This is a genomic window from Pelosinus propionicus DSM 13327 (genome assembly GCF_900114615.1).
Lineage (GTDB): Bacteria > Bacillota > Negativicutes > DSM-13327 > DSM-13327 > Pelosinus > Pelosinus propionicus.
The window spans coordinates 85,777-106,201 of record NZ_FOTS01000001.1; the positions used below are offsets into that span (position 1 = coordinate 85,777).

The 20,425-nt window shown below is 38.6% G+C and carries 22 protein-coding genes; 18 read left to right on the top strand and 4 right to left on the bottom strand.

From position 1 onward, the window contains the following. Positions 1 to 204: 204 nt before the first annotated feature. The 14 genes from BMZ99_RS00395 to BMZ99_RS00460 all read left to right on the top strand — a co-directional run bounded on the left by BMZ99_RS00395 (position 205) and on the right by BMZ99_RS00460 (position 14,149). A complete protein-coding gene (locus BMZ99_RS00395; RefSeq protein ID WP_090931843.1) occupies positions 205 to 1,686 on the top strand; it encodes a nitrogenase component 1 in 1,482 nt (493 codons plus the stop codon). Continuing rightward, positions 1,670 to 2,986: a nitrogenase component 1 gene (locus BMZ99_RS00400; RefSeq protein WP_090931845.1), complete on the top strand. Its 1,317-nt coding sequence runs from the start codon at positions 1,670 to 1,672 to the stop codon at positions 2,984 to 2,986. Before BMZ99_RS00395 ends, BMZ99_RS00400 begins: the two co-directional genes overlap by 17 nt. 115 nt (positions 2,987 to 3,101) lie before the next feature. Next, positions 3,102 to 3,599: a tRNA (N6-threonylcarbamoyladenosine(37)-N6)-methyltransferase TrmO gene (gene tsaA / locus BMZ99_RS00405; protein WP_245754748.1), complete on the top strand. Its 498-nt coding sequence runs from the start codon at positions 3,102 to 3,104 to the stop codon at positions 3,597 to 3,599. A 67-nt stretch (positions 3,600 to 3,666) separates the two neighbouring features. Continuing rightward, positions 3,667 to 4,080, top strand: a complete 414-nt coding sequence (locus BMZ99_RS00410) for a NifB/NifX family molybdenum-iron cluster-binding protein (RefSeq protein ID WP_090931848.1) — start codon at positions 3,667 to 3,669, stop codon at positions 4,078 to 4,080. Positions 4,081 to 4,240: 160 nt separating this feature from the next. Next, positions 4,241 to 5,269, top strand: a complete 1,029-nt coding sequence (locus BMZ99_RS00415) for a uroporphyrinogen decarboxylase family protein (RefSeq protein WP_090931850.1) — start codon at positions 4,241 to 4,243, stop codon at positions 5,267 to 5,269. 6 nt (positions 5,270 to 5,275) lie between these two features. Beyond that, positions 5,276 to 5,881, top strand: a complete 606-nt coding sequence (locus tag BMZ99_RS00420; RefSeq protein ID WP_090931852.1) for a TIGR04100 family radical SAM protein — start codon at positions 5,276 to 5,278, stop codon at positions 5,879 to 5,881. A 181-nt stretch (positions 5,882 to 6,062) separates the two neighbouring features. Further along, on the top strand, positions 6,063 to 7,427 hold the full coding sequence (locus BMZ99_RS00425; RefSeq protein WP_090931854.1) for a YeiH family protein: 1,365 nt from the start codon (positions 6,063 to 6,065) through the stop codon (positions 7,425 to 7,427). A 1-nt stretch (position 7,428) separates the two neighbouring features. Beyond that, a complete protein-coding gene (locus tag BMZ99_RS00430; protein WP_090931856.1) occupies positions 7,429 to 7,755 on the top strand; it encodes a hypothetical protein in 327 nt (108 codons plus the stop codon). A gap of 165 nt (positions 7,756 to 7,920) precedes the next feature. Continuing rightward, entirely contained in the window at positions 7,921 to 8,796 is an 876-nt protein-coding gene (nifH, locus tag BMZ99_RS00435; RefSeq protein WP_090931858.1) for a nitrogenase iron protein, read from the top strand. 195 nt (positions 8,797 to 8,991) lie between these two features. Further along, complete coding sequence (gene nifB, locus BMZ99_RS00440; RefSeq protein ID WP_090931860.1) at positions 8,992 to 10,257, top strand: nitrogenase cofactor biosynthesis protein NifB; 1,266 nt, start codon at positions 8,992 to 8,994, stop codon at positions 10,255 to 10,257. Positions 10,258 to 10,287: 30 nt separating this feature from the next. Beyond that, positions 10,288 to 11,073: an ABC transporter permease gene (locus BMZ99_RS00445; RefSeq protein ID WP_090931862.1), complete on the top strand. Its 786-nt coding sequence runs from the start codon at positions 10,288 to 10,290 to the stop codon at positions 11,071 to 11,073. Positions 11,074 to 11,125: 52 nt separating this feature from the next. Beyond that, positions 11,126 to 11,965, top strand: a complete 840-nt coding sequence (locus BMZ99_RS00450; RefSeq protein ID WP_090931864.1) for an ABC transporter permease — start codon at positions 11,126 to 11,128, stop codon at positions 11,963 to 11,965. A 59-nt stretch (positions 11,966 to 12,024) separates the two neighbouring features. After that, positions 12,025 to 13,065, top strand: coding sequence for an ABC transporter substrate-binding protein (locus BMZ99_RS00455; RefSeq protein ID WP_090931866.1), 1,041 nt, complete (start codon positions 12,025 to 12,027; stop codon positions 13,063 to 13,065). Positions 13,066 to 13,108: 43 nt separating this feature from the next. Next, positions 13,109 to 14,149 carry an ABC transporter substrate-binding protein gene (locus BMZ99_RS00460; RefSeq protein WP_090931868.1) on the top strand — a complete coding sequence of 347 codons (1,041 nt, stop codon included), beginning with the start codon at positions 13,109 to 13,111 and terminating at the stop codon, positions 14,147 to 14,149. Between the two features lie 116 nt (positions 14,150 to 14,265). Here the strand turns inward: BMZ99_RS00460 and BMZ99_RS00465 are convergent, their stop codons facing one another. Genes BMZ99_RS00465 through BMZ99_RS26855 form a run of 4 tightly spaced genes read right to left on the bottom strand, consistent with a single transcriptional unit; the run spans position 14,266 to position 16,813 of the window. Then, positions 14,266 to 14,946, bottom strand: coding sequence for an ABC transporter ATP-binding protein (locus BMZ99_RS00465; RefSeq protein ID WP_090931870.1), 681 nt, complete (start codon positions 14,944 to 14,946; stop codon positions 14,266 to 14,268). Positions 14,947 to 14,959: 13 nt separating this feature from the next. Continuing rightward, a complete protein-coding gene (locus BMZ99_RS00470) occupies positions 14,960 to 16,159 on the bottom strand; it encodes an ABC transporter permease (RefSeq protein ID WP_090931872.1) in 1,200 nt (399 codons plus the stop codon). Between the two features lie 56 nt (positions 16,160 to 16,215). After that, positions 16,216 to 16,617, bottom strand: coding sequence for a DUF4418 family protein (locus BMZ99_RS00475; RefSeq protein ID WP_090931874.1), 402 nt, complete (start codon positions 16,615 to 16,617; stop codon positions 16,216 to 16,218). Continuing rightward, complete coding sequence (locus BMZ99_RS26855) at positions 16,604 to 16,813, bottom strand: hypothetical protein (protein ID WP_245754749.1); 210 nt, start codon at positions 16,811 to 16,813, stop codon at positions 16,604 to 16,606. The genes BMZ99_RS00475 and BMZ99_RS26855 overlap by 14 nt, the downstream gene beginning before the upstream one ends. A 514-nt stretch (positions 16,814 to 17,327) precedes the next feature. Between BMZ99_RS26855 and BMZ99_RS00485 the strand changes: the two genes are divergently transcribed. From BMZ99_RS00485 to BMZ99_RS00500, 4 genes are all read left to right on the top strand, one after another. Then, positions 17,328 to 18,164, top strand: coding sequence for a sensor histidine kinase (locus BMZ99_RS00485; RefSeq protein ID WP_090931876.1), 837 nt, complete (start codon positions 17,328 to 17,330; stop codon positions 18,162 to 18,164). Between the two features lie 12 nt (positions 18,165 to 18,176). After that, positions 18,177 to 18,812 carry a response regulator gene (locus BMZ99_RS00490; protein ID WP_090931878.1) on the top strand — a complete coding sequence of 212 codons (636 nt, stop codon included), beginning with the start codon at positions 18,177 to 18,179 and terminating at the stop codon, positions 18,810 to 18,812. A 401-nt stretch (positions 18,813 to 19,213) separates the two neighbouring features. Beyond that, positions 19,214 to 20,101: an ABC transporter ATP-binding protein gene (locus tag BMZ99_RS00495; protein ID WP_090931880.1), complete on the top strand. Its 888-nt coding sequence runs from the start codon at positions 19,214 to 19,216 to the stop codon at positions 20,099 to 20,101. A 63-nt stretch (positions 20,102 to 20,164) separates the two neighbouring features. Then, a complete protein-coding gene (locus BMZ99_RS00500; protein WP_090931882.1) occupies positions 20,165 to 20,377 on the top strand; it encodes a hypothetical protein in 213 nt (70 codons plus the stop codon). Positions 20,378 to 20,425 lie beyond the last annotated feature (48 nt).

The following is a 20,425-nucleotide window of genomic DNA, read 5'->3' on the forward strand; positions in this document are numbered from 1 at the left end:
AGGATTGGTTCCAGAAATGCTGAAAAAGTAGTATTGAAAGACAAGACTACTTAAATTGACTTTTATAATAATCAATGATATGATTTATTTAAATTTTATAAAGTAGCGTTGTGTAAGCTGGCTGTATGAAACAACAGAGGCTTCGAGCAAAATGTGTATTTTGCTCGAAGCCTCTTTATTTTCTGATTAACTAGGAGGTCCGGTATGAGTGTCATTAATCTTAAAGCATCAGAGGTTCAAACCCGAGAAGCTCGTCTGGGGTCTATTACGGGATTTGCAGGAACTGCAGGTGAACTGGTTGGGTGTGCGCGCGCAGGCACGTTGAAAGAAAGTGAAAGAAGTTTTAGCCAGTGTATGGGATGCAGCTCGGGCAATGCGTTTTGTCAATTTTCTATGATTCAGGACGCTATTGTTGTCAACCACGCTCCAGTCGGTTGTGCTGGGGATTTCTTTACTTTTAACTTTGTATATCGGGTGGGGCAAATGGAGAGAGATCTTTCTCCTGTAATTGGAAGATACTTCAGTACAAATATTGAAGAGCAAGATACTATTTTTGGTGCAACCCAGAAGCTTGTTGATACGATTCGTAAAGCCTATGAAAGAGTCAGGCCAAATGCGATTTTTATTACGACTTCTTGTGCATCTGGAATTATTGGAGATGATGTGGAAGGGGTTGCAAATGACTTATCAGAAGAATTGAGGATTCCTGTAATTGCTTGCTTTTGTGAGGGTTTTAAATCAAAGATTTGGACTACAGGGTTTGATGCGGCATATCATTCTATTGTTAGAAAGCTTGTAAAGCCGCCAGAAAAAAAATCAAATAAGGTCAATGTTATAAATTTTTGGGGAAGTAAAATATTTGATGAATTGTTGAATCCACTAGGGTATGAAGTAGACTATATTGTTCCATTTTCAACAGTAGCCCAGTTAGAACGTATTTCAGAAGCTGCAGCTACCATTCAAATTTGTTCCACCCTTGGGACTTATATTGGCGCTGCTTTAGAACAGGTTTATGGTGTGCCTGAGATCAAATCTCCGCCGGCTTATGGTATAGAGGGTACGGATCGCTGGATGAGAGAAATCGGCAGAGTTCTTAATAGGCAAGGGGAGATCGAAGAGGTGATTGCTAAAGAGCATGAACGTGTATTACCGAAGCTTGAGGAATATCGTAATAAACTTCAGGGTAAAACAGCCTATCTAACGGCTGGTGCTGCCCACGGGCACGCTTTAATTGCACTTTTGCAGGAATTGGGAATGACCGTGCAGGGGGCGGCAATTTTTCATCATGATCCTATTTATGATAATGGTGATGTGGTCTCAGATGCATTGGCTCATGCTGTCAATACCTATGGTGATGTTCCCAATTATAACGTTTGTAACAAACAAGCTTATGAATTAGTTAATATTTTAAATAAAGTAAGACCCGATATCATGATTGCCAGACATGGCGGCATGACGATGTGGGGAGCAAAACTGGGGATTCCTACCCTTTTAATTGGCGATGAACAACTCAGCTTTGGCTATCAAGGGGTTCTAAACTATGCGGAAAGAATTTTGGAATCCCTTGATAACAAAGAGTTTGTCATTAACCTTGCTAAACACAGTACGATGCCTTACACCAAATGGTGGTTGGAACAAGATCCATTTTCTTTTCTTAGGAGTGACTTAGATGTTAAAACTTATTGAACAACCGCGCTATTCTTGTGCTTTAGGCGCACAGCAATCTGTGATTGCCATAAAAAGAGCGGTTCCTATTTTGCATTCCGGACCTGGCTGCGGTGACAAAATCAACAGACTGCTTGGGCAAGGTGAGGGCTATGCAGGTGGAAATACTGTACCTTGTACAAATGCAAGTGAATCTGAAATTGTTTTTGGCGGCGAACAAAAATTAGGTAATGTGATTGAGGGTGCTTTTAAAGTAATCGATGCAGATCTTTATGTTGTATTGACTGGCTGCACCTCTGATATTATCGGGGATGATATCGGCCAGGTGACAAGCGCTTACCAAGAACAGGATAGACCAATTGTATATGTGGAAACAGGTGGCTTCAAGAGTAATAACTATGTGAGCCATGAGACCGTGGTTAAAGCCATTATTGATCAATATGTAGATAAATTTAAAAAAGGAACAGACAAAATCAAAGGGCTGGTGAATGTATTTGCTACGGTTCCTTATCAAGATCCTTTCTGGAATGGGAATCTAGAGGAAATCAAGAGAATTTTGGAAGGGATAGGTCTTGGGGTCAATATTCTTTTTGGTGCAGAATCTGGCGGCATCAATGAATGGCAAAGCATTCCCCAAGCTGAATATAATGTTGTTATTAGCGCCTGGGCAGGCCTGGGAATTGCTCAACACTTAGAGGGAAAATATGGGACTCCTTATATTCATTTTCCCTATTTACCCATTGGTGGTGAGGAAACAACAAAATTCTTACAACAGGTTGCTGAGGTTACTGGTATTGATAGAAGCTATGCAGAATCTTTTATTAAAAAAGAAGAAGAAAAGTTTTATATGCATATTGAACGTATGGCTGATTTTATATTGGAGTTCAGGTATGGGCTTCCACGAAGATTTTATACAATTTTAGATGCTTCCTATGGGGTTGGTCTTTCCAAATACTTGTTGAATGAACTTGGCATTCTTCCAGCTAAACAATTCATTATTGATGACACGCCAGAAGAATTTCAGGAATCCATTCAGGAGCAATTTAATAAGATTTCTTCTTTACGCTCTGCCAAAGTCAGTTTCAATATTGATGCTGGTGCGATTCAAGAGGAAATTAGAAAGGATGATCATAAACATCGAGCCTTGATTGTGGGAAGTGCCTGGGAAAGAGATTTAGCTACAGAAATTGGTGGTGACCTTCTAATCCTAAGTGTACCTGTTGCTTATCGACTTGTTTTAAATTGCGGTTATGCTGGCTATAATGGCGGACTGCGGGTAATTGAAGATATTTATGGAAAAGTGCTGGATACATACCGCTAGGAATTGATATCATGAATAAATAGCATTAGAAGCAACTGACTAGGTGATGAACTAGAGGCTGTATTTCCCAGGTAATTTGGAATGCAGTCTTTTTGTTATGATGTATATATAAATAGTGAAAGAGGTAGAAAACATGATTACGTATCGAGAGATTGGTATTGTTCAGTCGCCTTTTAAAGAACCAAAAGGAACGCCCATTCAGTCACCAGCAGCACAAGATATTGATGGTGTGATCAGCATATATCCAGAATATGTGGAAGGATTGAAAGATATTGAAGGATTTTCTCATATTATTTTGTTATATCATTTTCATTTAGTGAAAGAGTCTTCCTTGCTGGTAAAACCCTTTCTAGATACTAATTTACATGGTGTTTTTGCTACACGATCGCCAAGCAGACCCAATCCAATTGGGTTTTCCATAGTGCGCCTTATCAAGGTGGAAGAAAATAAGCTTTATATTCGGGATGTAGATATTGTAGATGGAACGCCCCTTTTAGATATCAAACCCTACGTAGCAGAGTTTGATATAAGGAAACCAGAGCGGACTGGGTGGTTTGAGAAAAATGTACATAAGTTATTAACAACAAAAGACGATGGTCGTTTTGTTAAATAAATGTCATGCGCCAAGGGTTTACTTTGGCTGCATTTTAATAAACAGAATAAATAAGAGGAGTGGTATTATGTCTAAGGTTGCTGTTGTCAGTACGGATGGAATCTCTATTAATGAACATTTTGGCAGGTCGAAAGAATTTTTGATTTATGAAGTGGATGAAAAAGGAGAATATACATTCCTTGAGCGTCGTGACAATATCTCGCCTAACTCTCAGAATGTGCATGCCCATATTGCTAGTACGACAGCCGATTTGCTTACGGATGTGGAAGTAGTGCTGGCAAAGCAAATCGGGCCCGGAGCAGAGCAAGAGTTGAGAAATAAGGGAGTTCTTGCTCTGTCGGTTAATAGTTCCATTGAAAAAGCATTGCAAGCTTATGGAAAACGAGGGAAATTTATAAAAAACAGTATTAAGCGGTCCGCTGGTTGTCAATCATCTTGTGGCACTGGTTCCTGCGGGGGAGCTTCTCAGGGGTGCAAATAGCTCTTTGATGCAGAGAAAAAAATAATGATAGGATCAGTGTGCAGACTGAAGGCTAGGGCGGGAGGTATAATCTGCACTGGCCTTTTCTTTTTTACAAGTGATAAACAATGAATGAGAATGGTGCTGAATTAAAAAGTCGGGAAAGAAGAGAGGGGTTTTGATGAATAACAAGGAAATCATTTTAAATTCAATAGTCGGTGAGGGGCGGGGGAGAGCAACTAGGCTGCCAGTGGCTTTGTTATCCGGAGGGACTTGGACCTTTAAACAAAAAGAATTTTCGTTACAAGATGTTCTTAAGCAGCCTCAAATTGCTTCTGAGAGTATTGTTGAAATGAGCCAGATTATACAATCCGATATTGTTTGGCCAGGTTCTGGCTATCACAACTTATTAGTCCATGTGTTCGGAGGTGAAGTGAAGTTTCGCCATTTGGGAAATATTGATGTGGTGCGACCCTTATTCCATAGGATTTCTGATTTAGATCGTCTTCAACTCGAACAGTTGGATCAGCACGAGTGGATTGCTAATCTTCGCTGGATCATTGGAGATGTGGCTGACAAGATTGGAGAACAATATTTGGTAGGGACATCAAGCTGGGGACCCTTTACACTGGCGGGACAGTTTTATGGTGTAGAGAAGCTGATGACAGATGTGTATAAAGATAAACAAGGCGTGCATGCCTTAATGGAGTTAATGACAGAAATCTGTTTTCGCTATCTGGTTCCAGCTATCGATAAAGGTGCAGCCATATTGTCAATTGCTGAACCTACGGCATCAGGAGATTTAATATCATTGAGGCATTTTGAAGAATTTATTGCACCTTATTTGGCAAAAGTAATTCGTAGGTTAAAAGAACATAAGGCTTTAATTGCGCTGCACATATGCGGTAATATTAAAGATCGTATTCACCTGGCTCCAGAATTAGGTGTGGATTTATTGTCAGTAGATTATAAAGTTGATTTGCCCTTGGCCCAGAAAGCATTAAATGGGAAAATAGCATTAGCCGGCAATGTAAATCCTGTCATATTAAAAGATAAGTCACCGGAGGAGGTTGAAATAGCTGTAATAGAGTCGTTGGAGCATGTAGATACTGATCGTTTTGTAGTAATGCCTGGATGCGATATTCCACCTGGTGTTCCCTTAGCAAATGTGCAAGCATTTATTACTGCTGGATCGAAATATAAAGGATGATGAAACATGTCAATGACGATCACTTATGAATTGGAGGATTCTTTATATCTTAATATTACGAATCGGTGCAGCAGCCGCTGCTCTTTTTGTGTAAGAAATAATGCAGATGGTATCACGGATGGAAAGAGCCTCTGGCTGGAGCGGGAGCCTACCATCGATGAAGTAATTGCCGATGTTCAAAGATATGATATTTCTAAGTATAAAGAATTCGTATTTTGCGGCTACGGAGAGCCTATGATGCGGGCCTATGATGTTATTGAAATATGTAAAAAACTAAAAGCTGAATATCTGCTTCCCATTCGTATTAACACGAATGGCCATGGGAATTTAATTTGTGGTTTTGATATTACTTCACAATTGAATGGAGTCATTGATTCTGTTTCAATTAGTCTTAATGCAAAAAACAAACAGATTTATCAGGAACTGTGCCGATCTGATTATGGTGAGGCATCTTTTGATGGTCTTTTAGATTTTGCGGTTAAGTGCAAAAGGTATGTTCCACATGTGGCATTATCTGTAGTTGATATTATGTGCGATAATGATATACAGGCTTGCACAGCGCTTGCTCAAAAGATCGGCGTGGATTTTAAAGTAAGAAAATTTGTGCCATAAGTTGATGAATTACATAGATTGACACTTCAATATCGATTGTGCTATTATAGCAAGTAATTCAATATCTTTTTGCTGATCAGACAACTGAAGGCTAAGGAATTCCCTAACAGGGATTCTTTAGCCTTTTTATTTATCTGCTCAGTTAGTAGGTTTATGAGAATAAAGTTGGGGGTGTCTACAAGTGAGTCAAATTGAAGCAACAAAAAAGGCGAAGCAAGTATCTGAGGGGGGCAAGTGGCTGAAAAAAGAAGATTCATGGGCAATTATTATTGCATTAGGTCTTGTAATTCTAACCACAATTACATTTTTTACTGGTGGCAGCAAATTTTTCACGACAATGGCTGTTTCTATTCCTAGTTGGTCTAATGATGTGAGCAAGTTAGCTGGTGGAATAGGGCAAAGTTCTCTTGGACTTATTTACTTATATGTTTTTTTCACAGCTGTTTTTGGTATGGGTGCCAAAGTTCTAGGATTTAATGTTAAACAATTTATAGCAGGCTTTACAACGCTGTTTGTAGCGTCAATTCTTGTTACTGTCTTAGGATCTAATACATTTATTAAAGAAATGCAGTTAGAAACCCCTCTATTAGCATTAATAATCGGTTTATTGTTTGGCAACACGATGAAGCTTCCTGAATGGTTACATCAGGCTTTACGCACCGAGTATTACGTTAAAACAGGTATTATCTTGATGGGGGCCACATTGCCCTTTACCATTATACTAAAAGCAGGACCTGCGGCAATTACCCAGGCTCTAATTGTGTCTGTCGTAACCTTTGGTATTATCTATTTTGCAGCTACCAAATTGTTTGGCTTAGATCCCCGTTTAGGAGCTTGCTTAGGTGCTGGTGGTTCTATTTGCGGTGTATCTGGGGCAATTGCGATTGGGGGAGCTTGTCGGGCAGAGAAGCAACATGTTTCAATAGCGATTTCAATGGTCATTATTTGGGCTGTTGCTATGATTTTCTTATTACCCTTTTGGGCAAAATCCCTAGGTTTAGCACCAGGGATTGCTGGTGCTTGGATAGGAACATCAGAATTTGCTGATGCAGCTGGATTTGCTGCTGCCGAAGCAATTGGTGATGAACGGGCCGTTAAAACCTTTACTTTGATGAAAGTAGTAGGGCGAGACATGTTTGTTGGCATATGGGCATTTTTAGTGGCAATTTTATCCGTTACTGTATGGGAAAAGAAAAGTGCGAAAGACTCGGAACGTATTGATAAAAAAGAAATTTGGAATCGATTTCCAAAGTTTATTATTGGCTTTTTTATTGCTTCTATTCTCACTACCATAGTCATCTCTTTCCTAGATCAAAAAGCGGGCGCAGTGTATTCTAAAGATATTATTGGTACTCTTAAAACGTTGCGTGGCTGGACATTTACATGGACCTTTTTATGCATCGGTTTTACTACTCGATTTCGTGAATTAACATCCGTAGGATGGAAGCCATTAGCAGCTTTTACCCTTGGTGTAATCGTTAATGTACCCTTAGGATATTGGTTGTCTAATGCAATATTCGCAAGTTATTGGCTGAGTATAAAATAAAATGGTAGAGTATATTACGCGTATTACGATGAAGGTTATTAACAGGGAAGAGTTAGATACTAATAATCTCAAAAAGGTCGGTGAAATCGATGCAGATTGCGTACGTAGTTTTGGTCGCCATTTGGCAGAACGCAGTGAACGTGTTGCAGCGATGATGGAAAGCTTAGCAGAAAAAGGATTTACTTTCACTGCTAAGCAGGATTCCGTTATTGCTGAATCAACAAAAGTAGAAGCGCAAGCTGCTAAGATATATTTGTTGCAAGAAGGATTTCATGATTCAGAGTTTCAAGTGTATCTGGAATATACTCGTAAATGGGGAATGTTATAGAAAAATAAAAAAACACTTGCATTTTTCAAATCATTGAGTATAATAATTAAAAGAGTAACTTTATATTATTGCTGATTAGTTATTGAACTAAAGGCTGTGGAAGCATTTCTATTTTAGAAGTGTTTTCCCCAGCCTTTTTATTTTTAAATTACAGGAGGGCTAAAAATGAGTAAAAAAATTAAACAAATCGCTATTTATGGAAAAGGTGGAATTGGTAAATCTACCACGACTTCCAATATTAGTGCAGCTTTATCAAAAATGGGTTTAAAAGTTATGCAATTTGGGTGTGATCCAAAGGCGGATTCCACGAATACACTGCGTGACGGAACTTATATTCCTACCGTTCTGGATACCTTACGTGAAAAATCTCAAGTTAAAGCAGAAGATGTGATATTTCAAGGCTTCAATGGAGTCTATTGTGTAGAAGCTGGCGGTCCAGCCCCAGGAGTAGGGTGTGCAGGTCGAGGTATTATTACTTCCGTTCAATTATTAAAGCAGTTAAAGGTTTATGAAGAACTTGATTTAGATGTAGTCATTTATGATGTTTTAGGCGATGTTGTGTGTGGTGGATTCGCTGTTCCGATACGAGAAGGGATTGCTGAACATGTATTTACCGTATCGTCCTCTGATTTTATGGCCATCTATGCTGCAAATAACTTGTTCAAAGGAATTAAGAAATATTCTAATTCTGGCGGTGCTCTACTGGGAGGGTTAATTGCAAATTCAATTAATGCACCTTATGCGAAGGAAATTGTAGATGATTTTGTAGATAGAACAAAAACACGTGTTGTAGAATATGTTCCTCGCTCTGTTACCGTAACCCAGGCAGAACTTCAAGGGAAAACTTCAGTGGAAGCTTTCCCAGATTCAGAGCAAAGTAAAGTTTACAGTAAGCTGGCACAAAGAGTATATGAAACTACAGAATCAAAAGTTCCATCACCATTAGATACTGCGGAATTAAGAGACTGGGCTTCTAAATGGGCGGATCATTTATTAGCAATGGAAACAGGTGAAGTGCGAGGCAGAGCCGCTGCTATTTAATCCATAGATACAATTGAAAATAGTAAACTTGTCAGGAAACTAACAAGCTGGTCAGATAAACTGAAGGCTACAGAAATGATTTATTTCTGTAGCCTTCAGTCTAAGAAAAAGAGAGTTCATTTAGGGATATAAGCTTCTTTACCAAGGAGCTTTCTACGAGAGTAAGATAGATGAAATAGAAAGAAGGAGTATTATATGAGTTGCGTTTGCCCAGGTACTACAAAAAGCCAAGAGATAATAGAGAAAACAAAAAAACATCCTTGCTATTCCGCAGAAGCGCACCATACATATGCGCGTATGCATTTGCCTGTAGCACCGCAGTGCAATGTACAATGCAACTATTGCAACCGTAAATTTGATTGCGTAAATGAAAGCCGTCCTGGTGTAACGAGTGAGGTTCTAACACCGGATCAGGCATTAGATAAATTTGAGTGGGTTAAGGAGAAAATTGATCAGCTTAGTGTGGTTGGCATTGCCGGTCCAGGGGACGCTTTAGCCGAATGGAAGCTGACAAAGCAAACTTTTGAAAATATAAAAGCTGTCAATTCCGATGTTACATTTTGCTTATCGACGAATGGCTTGTTGCTGCCAGAGTATGCGGAAGAAATTATTCAGCTTGGCGTTCAGCATGTTACGGTGACCGTAAACACGTTAGATCCAGAGATTGGAGCCAAAATTTATAAATTTGTGGTTTATAAAGGAATACGTTATGAAGGTGTTGCGGCAGCAACGTTGCTTTTGAAAAATCAATTGTCAGGGATTGAATATTTAACAAAACGAGGAGTTTTGGTAAAAATCAATATTGTTATGATCAAAGGTATAAACGATCATCACATCCCTGCAGTAGTAAAAAAGGTTAAAGAACTTGGTGTTTTTGTTACGAATATTATGCCGTTGATTCCTGCACCTGGCAGCGCATTTGAACATTTTTCTCAAACGAGTATGAAAGAAATAAATGAACTTAGAAATGTTTGTCAGCTGGATATTCAGCAAATGCGTCACTGCCAGCAATGCAGAGCTGATGCGATAGGGTTATTAAACGAAGACCGTTCCCAGGAATTTCGTATGTGCAACCGTCAGATAGCAGAGGTGAAAACAGCACAGAATCATAAGAAAAAGCAATACAAAATTGCTGTGACGTCTAAGTATGGTAAGTTAGTTGATCAGCATTTTGGTCATGCCTCAAAATTTATTATCTATCAAGGAGATGGTCAAGACTTTAAAATAGTGGAAAATCGTTCTGTAGAAAAATTTTGTTCTGGCATGGAAGAATGCGATAGTGGTGAAGTACAAAGAGATAATATTATTAATGCCCTGCAGGATTGTGATGCAGTTTTAACGATGCGAATTGGTCATCATGCTAAGGAGCGGTTAAATAAGAAGGAAATCTATAGTGTGGAATATTGTGACACTGTAAATAATGGACTGCAGTATGCAGTGAGCCAGTTGGTTGATCGATAAAATATTAAATAAAGGAGAAGAAGGAAAGAAATGAAGGATAACTTACAAGCACTTTCTATCAAACTCGTTGATTTCTCTGGTATTATTACTTTTTTTCTGCTATGGGAAATTCTACCCCGTATCGGAGTAGTAGATGGGCAGTTTATTCCCCCCATATCAGAAGTACTAGTAGCTTTGTGGATACTGGCTTCTGATGGTTCTTTGTTTATTCATATTGCTGCCAGTTTACAGCGAACAGTTATTGGCTTGATTCTTGCTATTGTTGTTGCCGTTCCTATGGGATTTATATTAGGAGGGGTATTTCCAGCGCTTTCAAGGCAACTCAGGCCATTGTTTCGCCTATTTGGTCAAATTAATGGTTTTTCTTTATTTCCTGTTTTTATGTTGTTCTTTGGAATTGGAGAAAGTGCGAAAGTAAGTATTATTTTCTGGTCTACCCTTTGGCCGGTACTTTTTACTACGATTTCTGGCGTTCAGCAAGTAGATCCCTTATATATAAAAAGTGCACGTTCTATCGGTGCGAATAAATTCATCATCTTTCGTAAGGTCCTTCTGCCGGGAGCGGCGCCTGTTATTTTTACTGGTGTGCGTACTGGGGCAACCATTGCATTCCTTTTACTTATGGCGGCTGAAGTGATTGGAGCCAGTGCTGGTTTAGGCTGGCTAATTCATAACTCGGCAATGAATAATATTATTCCCAGGCTATTTGCTGGTGTTATTACGATTGCAGTGCTAGGGGTATTTATCACCTATCTGATTGATTATGTGGAAGAGAGTGTTGTGGATTGGAAGCAGCATACAGGAAAAGAGAATTGAGTTTTTTAAAGGGTGTATCGCTAACTATTTATATTTAGAAAGGAGAGGGAGTATGGAAATGGTGTTAGATAAAGCTACAGTAAGCGGTAATGAAAAGAAACCAAATATATTTCGCAAGGTTTTAAATAAGGTTCTAGAGATTTTGCATAGTGGGATATCCATTATTATCTTTCTGGTGCTTTGGGAGATCGCCCCTCGTGCTGGCTGGGTTCCAGAAACGTTCATTACACCGCCCACCCTTGTGTTAAGTACACTTTGGGAGTTACTGATAACCGGGGTTATGACCAAACATATTGAAACCAGTATGTTTAGGGCTGTTATTGGCTTTATACTTGCTGCTATTGTCGGTGTTCCATTAGGATTTTTTCTAGGAGGCTGGTTTACATTATTTGAACGTATCGTAACTCCTGTGCTACGTTTGTTAAATGCGGTGAATCCATTCTCGCTGTTTCCTGTATTCATTTTATTGTTTGGTATTGGTGAAATATCCAAAGTCGCGATGATTTTCTGGGTGTGCTTGTGGCCAATTATGCTTAATACGACCACAGGAGTTAAAAATGTGGATCGTTTATTGCTTAAATCTGCTCGCTCCATGGGCGTAACGGGAAAGGAGCTGTTCTTCAAGGTTGTGTTGTTGGCTGCGTTACCGAGCATTTTTCATGGCTTAAAAACCAGTTGTGCTACTGCTTTTTTTATGCTGATCGCTGCTGAAATGATTGGCGCAAGCAGTGGATTAGGCTGGTTAGTATTTAATGCTCAGACTAATTATCAAATTCCTAAATTATTTGCGACTACCGTTACGATTTCGATATTAGGATTATCTCTAAATTATTTATTTACAGTATTGGAAGGGAGGCTGCTTAGTTGGCAAGAACGTCCTGCGGAATATTAAAAGGCAAATGAGTGAATGTGACCTGCGTAGTTAATGAAAAAGTTGTAAGGGGAATGAAGATGGCTGAGAAAAAAACAATTAAAAAAATTCTGGGAGGAATTATTGGCCTGGCAGTTATAGGTCTTGTTGCTTATGGTGCTAATCTTGGCAATAAACATGCAGCTGCTGGTAATGAGGCGACTGCTGCATCTAATGAAGGTTTGTTCCCGATTCGTACTATTTCTCAAACTGCTTGCGGCTCTACACCTTGGATTGTTACTGACCAATTAGGTTTTTTTAAAGAAGAAGGCTTACAAGTCGTTTATACCGGTGATACCCAACCCAATCAAATTGTTCCATCCATTTTAAATGGTTCAAATGATGTAAGCGGTGCTCATCCCAACACTCTTGCGGTTGCTATAGCTGGCGGAGCTAAAATAAAGGGAGTTGTACGAGCTGGTATCGATCCGACACCGGATAAAGATCCGAAATTGCGCCATATGAACTGGTACATCAATCCAAATGTAAATCCTGACATTCATACTTTTGCAGACTTAAACAAGTTACCAGGACAGGTCAAATTTTCATTAATTACGCCAAATCAATGCTCTGATTTTTTAGGCAATAGTATTGCTGATAAAAATAATGTTTCTAGAAGTAAAATTGAATGGATAACGATGCCTGATGTTCAAGCCGTGCAGGCTCTAAAACAAGGATTAGTAACCGTGGCTGGTGTGCATCCTCCTTTCTATAAATCAATGGAAGATGCAGGTATGGTTAAAATTGCTGATAGTCTGGATGCTGGTGTAGGTGTGGCAGGTGGTATCGGTTATTACTATTTCACTACAGATTTTATTGAGAAGCATCCAGATATTATTAAGAAATTTGCCAGAGCGATTGCTAAAGGACAAAAATGGGCTAATGATCATCCGGAAGAAGCCCGTAAAATGACAGAAGACTGGATCCATGTGCCTGTTAATGCTACTCATTATTATGCCACGGATACTAAAATTATTGAATCTGAGATTGATCCTTGGCTTAAAGATTTGGAAAATTCGGGTGTACTTCCTAAAGGTAAAATTAAACCTTCGGATATGGTTATTCATACTTTCGACAATTAAAGTTAGTAGTAATTTCTTTGTTCTATAAAAGGAGGCAATATAAATGGCTGATAAAAAGACGATAAAAAAAATTATCGCTGGTGTTTTAAGTTTAGCTGTGGTAGGTCTTGTTGCTTACGGTGCTAATCTAGGTAATAAGCATGCTGCTGCTGGTAAGGAATCCGCCGTCGCTGCTGATGGCGGATTGTATCCGATTCGTACGGTTTCTCAGACAGCTTGCAGCTCTACTCCATGGGTTGTAACCGACCAATTGGGCTTTTTCAAAGAAGAAGGTTTACAAGTCGTTTATACTGGTGATACTCAACCGAATCAAATTGTTCCATCTATTTTAAATGGTTCGAATGATGTAAGCACTGCTCACCCTAATAATCTTGCAGTTGCTATAGCTGGCGGGGCTAAAATAAAAGGAGTTGTACGAGCTGGTATCGATCCGACACCGGATAAAGATCCGAAACTGCGTCATATGAACTGGTACATCAATCCAAATGTAAATCCTGACATTCATACTTTTGCAGACTTAAACAAGTTACCAGGACAGGTCAAATTTTCATTAATTACGCCAAACCAATGCTCTGATTTTTTAGGCAATAGTATTGCTGATAAAAATAATGTTCCTAGAAGTAAAATTGAATGGGTAACGATGCCTGATGTTCAAGCAGTGCAGGCTCTAAAACAAGGACTCGTAACAGTGGCTGGTGTGCATCCTCCTTTTTATAAATCAATGGAAGATGCGGGTATGGTTAAAATTGCTGATAGTCTGGATGCTGGTGTAGGTATAGCAGGAGGTATTGGTTATTACTATTTCACTACTGACTTTATTGAGAAACATCCAGATATAATCAAGAAATTTGCCAGAGCCATTGCCAAAGGACAAAGATGGGCGAATGATCATCCAGAAGAAGCCCGGAAAATGACAGAAGACTGGATCCATGTACCTGTTAATGCCACTCACTATTATGCTACGGATACTAAGATTGTTGAGTCAGAGATTGATCCTTGGCTTGCAGACTTAGAAAATACAGGTGTACTTCCTAAAGGTAAAATTAAGCCTTCGGACATGGTTATTCATACTTTTGACAATTAGGCAGCGAAAACAATATTTAGTTTATAAACAATTAAACCATCTGTAGAAGAATGTAAGTAGTATTCTTCCACAGATGGTTTTTCTTTGTAAGAAAAGAAATATAAAAGTTCTATTTTTTAGGACGCAGCGTTATCGTAGATGATTGGTTTTAGTGTTCCGTTTTCTAAATGAAAGGTTTGGTCAGTCTGATTTGCCAAATTAAGGTCATGGGTAACGATGACGACTCCTGCTCCTTCTGTACGTGCCGTAAGCAGGCACTCTGCTACTTCTTTGGCAAGAGCAGGATCAAGGTCATTGGTTGGCTCATCTGCAAGCAAGATCGGTGGTTTCAGCAGCAGAGCGCGAGCAAGGGAAATTCGTCGTAATTGACCAAGACTAAGTTCTTGTGGTTTATGATCCAAACGATGGCTTAATCCGAAGCGTTCCAGCAAGTCTTTGGCCTGTTGCTCTATTTTATCGCCTCTTCTAATAAACCATGCAGGCGCCATGACGTTTTCTAAGGCAGTAAGAGAATTGATCAAACGAGCTCTTTGAAAGACAAAGCCAAGATACTGTCCTCGCAGGTTGGCTAGTTGATAAGAATCCAATCCCCCAATATCAATAGCATCTACAAGTACGTTACCGGAAGTTGCCCGCTGCAACAGTCCCATAATGGATAGCAGCGTAGTTTTACCACCGCCAGAGTGTCCAATAATAGCAATTGCAGTTCCTTTCGCCAGGGTAAAGGAAACCTTTGATATAATAACATCATCGCCATATTTCTTTTCAATATTACGGAGTTCTAGTAGAGTATTCATATTTGTCCTCCCATCAATCAAATTCTCCACGGGTCATAACCGTGCTGGGATCAATGCGACTGCCCTGATATGCAGGCAGCCAGGCAGCTAAAGCTCCTAATCCAGTGAACACTATGATAATTCCAATTGCAATGCTGGCAAGAAATCCCCATGAAGGATGAACAAAGGGAAAGGATTGATAGGCTTCTAATAATGTTAAGCTCCCTTTATATAATCCACTACCTAATAACAAACCGATAATTGAGCCTGTTAAGGATACGACTGCCGCTTCGCCGACAATCACCAATCCGATATCCCGTCCTGTTGCGCCAAAGGCCAGATAAAGTCCCCACTCTGCTTGACGTTCCCATGTCAAGGTATAAAAGCGGGAAAACAGATGCAACAAAGAGGTCAATACAGTTAAAGATCCAATACCACCGATTAATATAGCGAAAACAGTAAACTGGTCCGCAATGCGTTTTTTTACTTCAGCAGCGACAATCGGCTTCATGAGTCCAACTTCTTGAATATCACTTACCACTTTATCAATATTGGCATCATTATCAACTTTCACCAAAATAGTGGAAATGAGACCAGAAGGAGGGCCCATCCTGTCCCAAACTTTTTTTAATGTTCCATCACTAGAAACTACCCTTCTAGCCTCGTTCATGCTGACGAGCAAAGAATAATCAAGAGTTGTTCCCGTTTCTTCAGCGATGGCAATAATGTTGTACCACTTACCTAATATTGAGATTTTATTTTGGGCCCAAACTGGTACTTTTGCGCCTAAAATTACTTCATCATCTTTAAGTTCGGTTTTGTGTGCCTTTTTTAGCCAGGGAGCTAGAATCCAATCGCTAGTAGGATCATATCCGATCATGCGATTTTTTGTTCCAATATCATGGCAATCTGCTGACAAAGAATGGGTGAAGAATTGAGGCGTAACCGAATGTATCCCCTTAACAGCCCGTACGCCATCTACTAGTTCCTTTGGCATGTAAGAATTAGCGGCTGCCCCTCCAAACAAAAGCAGACTGGGTTCTAGCGTCTCACCAAAGGGGACAATAACGATGTCCGCCCCCATACGCTGCTTAGAAAGCTCCATACCTGACGAGACTCCGTTATAAACAGCTAAGATGCTAAATACAATAGCTATGCCGACGGCGATAGAGCCGACAATAGTTAGGCTTTGCAGCCTACGATGCAGTAAGCTTTTCCAAATAAGTAATAGCAAAATCTTTTTCTCCTCTCAGCAATCCTTTGACTTTATAATGTAAATAGGCTATAAGGTTAGCTCTCCTTGCTGCTATCCCAAGTAGTCCAGACAATTCCAGCCCCTGTTACAGCTAGTAGGGAGGCGCCAATAGTAAGGAAAAAGGTGGTTTTTAAACAAGAACCATTTTCGCAAATGCCGATAGCCCAGGATTGGGGCAGAAGGATACTGCTAATTGCCAGTAATATAATGATAAATCCAGCTAATAAACGGGCTTCATTTGTACGCAATACCAGTAATGCAGCAGAAACAATAACAGCTATTAACGTGATAATAAATTCTGCCTGATAAGTATAATGGCAGGTCATTGGGCTGCCAGCCTTCGTAAGTCCATCGCAAATCGGTACAAGTATCGGCAAAATCAGTAAAAAGAGACTAATGGAGACTGCAATCCAAGATAATAACTTATATTTTTTCATTTCCATCAGCTCCTTTTTTATTTTCCGAGGTCGTGCTCATGTTGCTCAGCAGGATAGCACCAGTTGATAAAGTGGACTGGTGATGCTCGTGATTTCCGTTGTTGCGAAAAGGTATGCGGTTTACTCCATTGTATAAAATCCCAATTCCCAGCAAGAAGATCAAAAATGCGATGGCTAAAAACTTTTGTACTGTCATGATGATATTCCCTCCTTTATAAATTCTAAAAATATAAACATCAATCTTTAAAATAAGAAAAGGTCAGATTAAATTTTCCTCAGAAAATTTAATCTGACCTTTGGTTATACCAATCAGTCGTGTAGATAGCTTAAGTTTTAATGCTACGATATCATAACTTTTTAGTTTAATTGGTGTTCGTTCTAGTTCTCTTTGTCATATTATAACCGTCTTTATATATGAATGCAAAGGTTTGTTATTCTTAATTAAATAAAGCTAGTTTATCTTGTTGAATATATTTAGCCTTTTGTTTATCAACTTAGAATAATTCATAATTAAATTACCAGTGAAGACAGGCATATCTTTCTTAAGCATCTTTTAATCTATTATGATTGAAAACCGTATCATTGTCTACTGTCCAAAAGTACTATTCATTACTGAAAATGCTAATGAGAAAGATTATTATTGACAAAATTGAATTTTCCTATTAAGTTTTAAATGAACTATGTAATGATTCTAATTATGGAGCTAATGTATGAATATGAAAAGAATGAAATGGATCTCTGCATTATGTACCACTCTCTTCATTGGTGTATTTGAATTTGTACGGCATTATTTCTTGGATTTTATATCGATGAGTTGGGGAAATCTATTGGTTGCTGTTGTGACTGGGATATTATTTTATATCTATTTTCATGGTATTTTTTCTCTTTTGGAAAATCTCTACTATAAACTGCAAAAAGGGCAAGAAGAGAGGGCTGTTTTGCAAGAGCGAGATAGAATTGCTCGAGAATTACATGATAGTGTTTCTCAAGCTTTATTCTTTATGAATGTTAAGGTAATGGAGATTGGTACGGCTCTTAAGCAGCAGCGTCAGCCCTTAGCAGAAGTAAAAGAATTGCAGGAGGCTATTAAATTTACCGATGCAGATATACGGCAGCATATCTTTGCATTACAGAAAGTGACTCATGAGAATATTAATTTAGTGGATGTTATTCAAAACTATATTAATGTTTATAAAGAGCAAAATAATATAAATGTGGACTTAGTGATAAGAGGTAATGGTAATAGTAGGTTAAATAACTATGTAAAATCCCAGTTGTTTCGTATTTTTCAGGAACTTTTATTTAATATTCGTAAGCACGCTGAAGCGAAGCAAGTGGATGTTAGTTTACTAGCGGATGAGCATCAATTTTCCATGATCATTTGTGATCATGGAAAGGGGTTTCCTAAAGAAGAATTAAACCCCAATAAAATGTCCTTTGGTTATAAAATGCTAAAAGATACTGCTTGCGCAATTGATGCTACATTGCAGATAGAAAGTATTTCAGGCAAGGGAACTACGGTAACTGTTAGCTTGGAATTAAAATAGGAGGCTAAGTGAATGACGATTAAGGTGTTAGTGGTAGATGATCACTTATTGTCCCGTAAAGGTATTATCAGTATTCTTTCATCTCATGCTATGTTTGAGATTATCGGGGAAGCAACGAATGGTCAAGAAGCTTTAGCAAAAGCAAAAGAGCTTATGCCAGACCTTATTTTGATGGATATTCGAATGCCTGGTGGCAGTGGTTTAGAAGCTACAAGGCTGATTAAGGAAGACATGCCATATGTAAAAATTGTAATTTTAAGTGTATCTGATGATGTACAGGATTTTTTTGAGGCTATAAAGAAAGGTGCTCAGGGTTATTTATTAAAAAATATGGAGCCTGAATATTGGTTAGATTATATTATCAGTATTGTCCAGGGAGAAGCACCCATTTCCCGAGAAGTTGCTAGTAAAATACTCCAGGAATTTTCGATTCAAAAGACGGATGCATCAGGGAGTAAATTATCAGAAAGAGAAAAGGAAGTACTCCAATTAGTTAGTCAGGGCCTAGGAAATAAAGAGATAGGGAAAGTACTTTTCATTACAGAGAGTACTGTCAAAAATCATTTGCGTAATATTTTAGATAAGCTTCATTTACAAAATCGTATGCAGCTTATTGCTTTTGCTTATAAAAATGGCTTGATTTCATAGTCAGAAATTGTGAATAAAAATAAACTGATAACTTAGATTGCTGCATTTACAATGGAAATCATAAAAGCATATTGACAAATCAGTGCAAAACATTATAATAGAAGAAAAGTAACGATTAGCAGTAATTAATTTGCGGGTTGCAATAAATTTAAAGTTATCTGTTCAGAGCATTGTAACGCAAATAATGGCAAATCAATAATGATATAGCTGATCAGTAGTATATGCTGAAGGTAAAGAAGTGATTACGATACGGTAAATCATTCTTTGCCTTTTTTAAATAATTAAATTGCTCTATTAAGAAGCAGCCACTTGCCGACTATAAAAAAAGTAGAGGTCAAGTTCCTAACTTAGGAACTTGACCTTTTTTATATAAAACCATAAATATGAGGAGTGAAAAACACATGTCAGAGAATAAAATACCATTTGTAACATCAGTGCAGGAAAAAAGTGATAAAATTGTTGCTCGTAATATTCATCAAGTCTATAAAATTAAACAGCAGGATAGTGATAGCCTGACGAACTTTGAGGCAATTAAACAATTAAATCTTACTGTAAAGCAGGGTGAATTCCTGGCAATTGTAGGACCAAGTGGCTGCGGAAAATCAACATTTCTCGATATGATTGCTGGATTGGCAAAGCCTAGCTCAGGAGAAATATTCATTGATAATAGAAAAATTACTGGTCCGGCATTAGATCGAGGGATTGTATTGCAAGGTTATGCGTTATTTCCTTGGCGGACGGTACGAAAAAACGTAGAGTTTGGTTTAGAGATAAAAAAAATTCCTGAGAAAGATCGTAAGGATATTAGTCAGCGATATATTGAATTAGTAGGATTAAAAAACTTTGAAGAGCGCTATCCTCATGAATTATCAGGCGGTATGAAACAACGTGTAGCCATCGCTAGGGCGCTGGCATATGATCCGGAAGTATTGCTGATGGATGAGCCTTTTGCTGCTGTAGATGCACAAACTAGGGAAACTCTGCAGGAAGAATTATTGCGTATTTGGGAACAAACCCAAAAAACCATTGTGTTTGTTACTCATGGTATTGATGAAGCGGTATTTTTAGCTGATCGGGTTGCGGTTATGACTACAAATCCAGGTACAATTAAAGATATTATTACGATTAATTTACCAAGACCGCGAGATGGTATACGCTCTTCAGCTGAATTTGGCTGGGCAAGACATAAAATCTGGGAATTATTGCAGAATGATCCATCTGCTGCACATAAGATAAAATCAGAAAAACAAGATATTGCAGATTTTATATCACCATCAGCAGCACTATAAACGTAAAAGTAGAGGAATCATTGTCGATGGTGGTAATTTTAATTGGGATAATGGTAAATTTCCATGTTGCGTGATTTAGGTGCAGCAAATACTTCCTTTAATTTCTTTTTAATTTTTGCAAGGATTAGAGACTTTCTCAATACGTCTGGAGTGGCATGTTGCCTGGTAAATCATCCAGCAAGTACGACTCATACAGCAGCTGCTGCCGGAAGAGCAATTAGTGAGTGGTATTACAGAGGATCTTATACGCTTTCCATTGGCCTGGAAGATATCTAGGATTTACTGTATTATCTCGATAAAGTCCTTACTGTAAGTCAGTAATAT